The sequence below is a fragment of the Nostoc sp. CHAB 5715 genome (assembly GCF_020829685.1).
Lineage (GTDB): Bacteria > Cyanobacteriota > Cyanobacteriia > Cyanobacteriales > Nostocaceae > Nostoc.
In genome coordinates this window covers 1-4,050 of record NZ_JAIVFR010000707.1, presented here as the reverse complement: position 1 = coordinate 4,050, position 4,050 = coordinate 1, and the positions used below count along the sequence as shown (strand labels likewise).

Annotated in this window: 5 protein-coding genes; 1 reads left to right on the top strand and 4 read right to left on the bottom strand. The window is 41.1% G+C overall.

What is annotated here, in order from left to right; all coding sequences use genetic code 11:
• The 4 genes from LC574_RS29525 to LC574_RS29510 all read right to left on the bottom strand — a co-directional run.
• The coding region (locus LC574_RS29525; protein ID WP_229457175.1) for a metal ABC transporter permease at positions 1-141 on the bottom strand (141 nt) is incomplete at its 3' end.
• The gene (locus tag LC574_RS29520) at positions 141-917 is read right to left on the bottom strand and encodes a metal ABC transporter ATP-binding protein (RefSeq protein WP_229457174.1); all 777 of its coding nucleotides are present in this window, start codon (positions 915-917) and stop codon (positions 141-143) included. The genes LC574_RS29520 and LC574_RS29525, both read right to left, overlap by 1 nt.
• A gap of 56 nt (positions 918-973) precedes the next feature.
• Positions 974-1,192, bottom strand: a complete 219-nt coding sequence (locus LC574_RS29515) for a metal ABC transporter solute-binding protein, Zn/Mn family (protein WP_306422174.1) — start codon at positions 1,190-1,192, stop codon at positions 974-976.
• Between the two features lie 120 nt (positions 1,193-1,312).
• Positions 1,313-2,146 (bottom strand): metal ABC transporter solute-binding protein, Zn/Mn family, encoded by an 834-nt coding sequence (locus tag LC574_RS29510; protein ID WP_306422173.1) that lies wholly within the window; start codon positions 2,144-2,146, stop codon positions 1,313-1,315.
• Positions 2,147-2,400: 254 nt separating this feature from the next.
• Here LC574_RS29510 and psbA point away from each other — a divergent pair, with 254 nt between their 5' ends.
• Positions 2,401-3,468 (top strand): photosystem II q(b) protein, encoded by a 1,068-nt coding sequence (gene psbA, locus LC574_RS29505; RefSeq protein ID WP_229457173.1) that lies wholly within the window; start codon positions 2,401-2,403, stop codon positions 3,466-3,468.
• The last annotated feature ends 582 nt before the right edge of the window (positions 3,469-4,050 follow it).

The window sequence follows — 4,050 nt, the reverse complement described above, 5'->3', positions numbered from 1 at the left end:
ATCCCCCATCAATGCCCAACCTTTCAGGGTCATATAACAAGATAACACTGAACAAACCACACCAACTAAGGCACTAACGAGAATTGCCTTGACCATAAATTCATTTTGCAAGGGAACGGTAAACCACTGTAGTAATTCCATTACATTTCCTCCTCATTTTTACTAGTTAAACGACTTTTACTCAGCGTCAAATCACCCAGCGAACCGCCAAAGGTACGAGACAAATTTTCTTCTGTAAAAACTTCAGAAGTATTACCGTAAGCTAAGATAGTACGATTGATCAAAATGACTTGGTTACAAAAACTGGTGATTGATGCCAAATCATGGGTAGAAATCAAAATTGTATGACCTTGTTGTCGCAATTTAAGTAATAAGTCAATCATAGTTTTTTCGGTTTTAATATCTACCCCGGTGAAGGGTTCATCTAACAGCAGGACTGTTCCCTGTTGTGCCAAAGCCCGCGCAAAGAAGGCACGTTTTTTTTGTCCACCAGAGAGTTCTCCAATTTGGCGATCGCGCATTGACCACATCTCTACTCTCTCCAAACTTTCCCTCACCACTCGTTTATCTTGAACCGAAGGAATCCTCAATATATTCATATACCCATAGCGCCCCATCATCACCACATCATGGACACTCACCGGGAAATTCCAGTCCACCTCTTCCGACTGTGGTACATAAGCCACCAGGTTATTTTTTTGTACCATTCTGATAGGCAAACCATTAATTAACACCCTGCCCGTTATCGGCTTCACAAACCCCATAATTGCTTTAAATAGCGTTGATTTTCCGCTACCATTCATCCCCACTAACCCACAAATTGAACTAGCTTTAAGTTGCACAGAAGCACCATGCAAAGCCACCTTGCCGTGGTAAGAAACCGTGACATTTTCAACATCAATACTGATTGAGTGCATAATCATTTGTCCTTTGTCAGTTGTCATTGGTCATTTGTCATTTCTCCCTCATCTCCCTAATTCCCCTGTAACCCCTTAATCAGTGTGTTCACGTTATATTCAAGTAACTTGAGATAAGTCGATGCTGGCCCATCTGATGGAGAGAGTGAATCTACATAGAACACCCCGCCAAACTTTGCGCCTGTAGCATTAGCAACTTCTTTTTGCGCTTCATCACTTACCGTACTTTCACAGAAAACAGCAGGTATCCCTCTTCTGTCACTCTCCGAAAACATTTGCCTTTTCTAAAACCTAGAGCTTTTGTATAGCAAGCGATCGCGCGATTCTTTTCTAATAACAAATACAAGACCTATTTTCTTCTAATAGTATAGCTTGTATTGATTGTCTCATAAGGCTTATAGCGATCGCCCTCCCGGGAAGTGACAGAAGAGGGATATTTTATTTGCCTTAACAGTATTAATCACCTTTTCCACTTGCTTAGGAGTAGCTTGTTGTTCTGAATTTACCGCCCAGAGATAAACTTCTTTCAAACCGTAGTCACGGCTGATGTAGGAAAACGCCCCCTCACAACTGACCATATAGCGTTGATTTTGAGGAACAACTGACACCTCTTTTCGCACATTTTGGTCAATTGCCTTAATCTTCTGACTGTATGCTTGAGCATTAGCATTGTAAGTTTCTGCGTTCACTGGGTCTAAATTTACGAGTGCTTTGCGAATATTTTCTACATAAATCAAAGCATTTTGCGGTGACATCCACGCATGGGGATTAGGTTTACCTTTATAAGCATCCTCCGCAATTTCCACAGGTTCAATTCCATCAGTCAAAGTAATATGGGGAACTTTGGGAACGCTATTGTAAAATTTCTCTGCCCAGCGTTCCAAATTCAGACCATTATCCAAGATGAGGTCAGCTGATTTCGCCCTAACTAAATCGCTAGGTGTCGGTTCATAACCGTGAATTTCCGCACCTGGCTTCACAATTGATTCCACAATCGCCTTGTCACCTGCTACGTTTTGTGCAATGTCTGCAATGACAGTGAAAGTAGTCAAAATCACCTTTTTGTCTTTCTTCGCCGGATTCACAGCATTGGTAGCCTGGGGCGTAGCGCTTACCTGGGACTGGTCATCAGGAGGCGTGGAACTGCATCCACTCAGCCAAAAACCTAATAATAGCCCAGATGCAACAGCCGATAGTCGTGTTGGGAAACTGTTGAAAGTTATTTTCATTTACTTATTTTCATAATTTTCTCATTTTTAAATGACCCTACCATAGGGCAGGTAAAAATGAAACAAAAATGAGAAAAATTATCCATACATTACACCTGAGTTATGCATCTAAAAAGCTTGATTTTTCAGGGTTTACAGGTAAAACTGTGCTGATAAAATATGAATTTATATAAATTATGAGACAAATATGAGAATAAAATGAGATAAATATGAGAATAAGCTGGTGAAAAAATTTAATAATAGGAGTCTTGCAGATGAACGAAATCATTCAACAGTCTCGTGAACTAGCGATACTCAAGCGCTGGGAGAACTTTTGTGACTGGATTACCAGCGTGGATAACCGGATTTATATCGGTTGGTTTGGGGTGCTGATGATTCCTACCCTCTTGGCAGCTGCTATTTGTTTCATCCTGGCCTTTGCTGTCGCACCTCCTGTAGATATGGATGGGATTCGGGAACCAATTGCAGGCTCAATCTTAGGTGGTAACAATATCATCACAGCTACTGTGATACCTACCTCTGCTGCGGTTGGGCTGCATTTCTACCCGCTTTGGGCAGCTGGGAATATTGATGAATGGCTCTACAACGGGGGTCCTTACCAGTTAATCGTGTTTCATTTTCTTATCGGTGTTTGGTGCTATCTAGGGCGGATGTGGGAATTAAGTTATCGTCTAGGAATGCGTCCTTGGGTTCCTGTTGCTTTTTCTGCTCCTGCTGCGGCTGCAACTGCCATTTTTCTCATCTATCCCATTGGACAAGGTAGTTTTTCTGAGGGAATGCCTTTAGGAATTACTGGCACCTTCCACTTTATGCTGACTTTCCAAGCTGACCATAATATCTTGATGCATCCTTTTCATATGTTGGGTGTTGCTGGTGTTTTTGGTGGTTCTTTGCTGAGTGCATTGCATGGTTCTTTAGTAACATCAAGTTTGGTACGAGAGACAAGCGACATAGAATCTGCTAATGCTGGGTACAAGTTTGGTCAGGAGGCAGAAACTTACAACTTACTTGCCAGTCATGCTGCTTTCTTCGGACGCTTAACCTTTCGTAGTTTGGCCGTGCGTACTAAGCGTGCTATCCACCTTTGGTTGGTGCTGCTACCAACTATTGGAATTTGGTTTACAGCGCTAGGTGTAAGTACGATGGCGTTTAACTTGAATGGATTCAATTTTAATCAATCAGTTTTAGATAGAGTTGGTCATGTTATTCCTACGAGTGCAGATTTAATCAATCGCGCTAATTTGGGAATTCAGGCAATGCATTCACCGAATGCTCACAACTTTCCTTCGCTTCTTGCTGCTGTTGATGTTGAGCAAAGCTAGAGTTTCCAATTCTGCTGATAGTTAAGTTTTACGTTTCCATCTCCCGTCAACCTATTTTCTGGGGTGAAGGTATATCCCTTCCATTGTTCCGTTTCAACAATGTCCATGCCTCTTTTTCTACCTAACCGTTTTGTTTATGTCAGATTCACAAATTTTTATCTGCGTAAGTCCTAATTTATACGGAATCTGGTGGATAGCAATATTCAATAACTTTATTACCTTTTACCAAGTGTTCATTGACAATAGCTTCAGCTATTTTTGAGTTGCAAGTATAGGTAGGCGATAAGCCTGACGGTATGGCTTTGCTTACCGGATTGTCCCAAAAAAATCATTATCAATAATTTTGGCACAGTGCAACCATCCTTTTAGGATAAGCGATCGCTCTTTTGTGACAAATTAAAAAATCTAACATCCAATGGGCAGAAGGAAGTACCTGTGAAAGACGATATGATATTTAGATAATGATTCTCATTTTAACAGAGGACTTCCCTTCTGGTTATGATAAAAGTTATTCAGACGTTTTTCGTTGATGAAGATATGAAAAGCCATCTGTCTCTAGATGCAGTAGTGACGGTGGTAGAT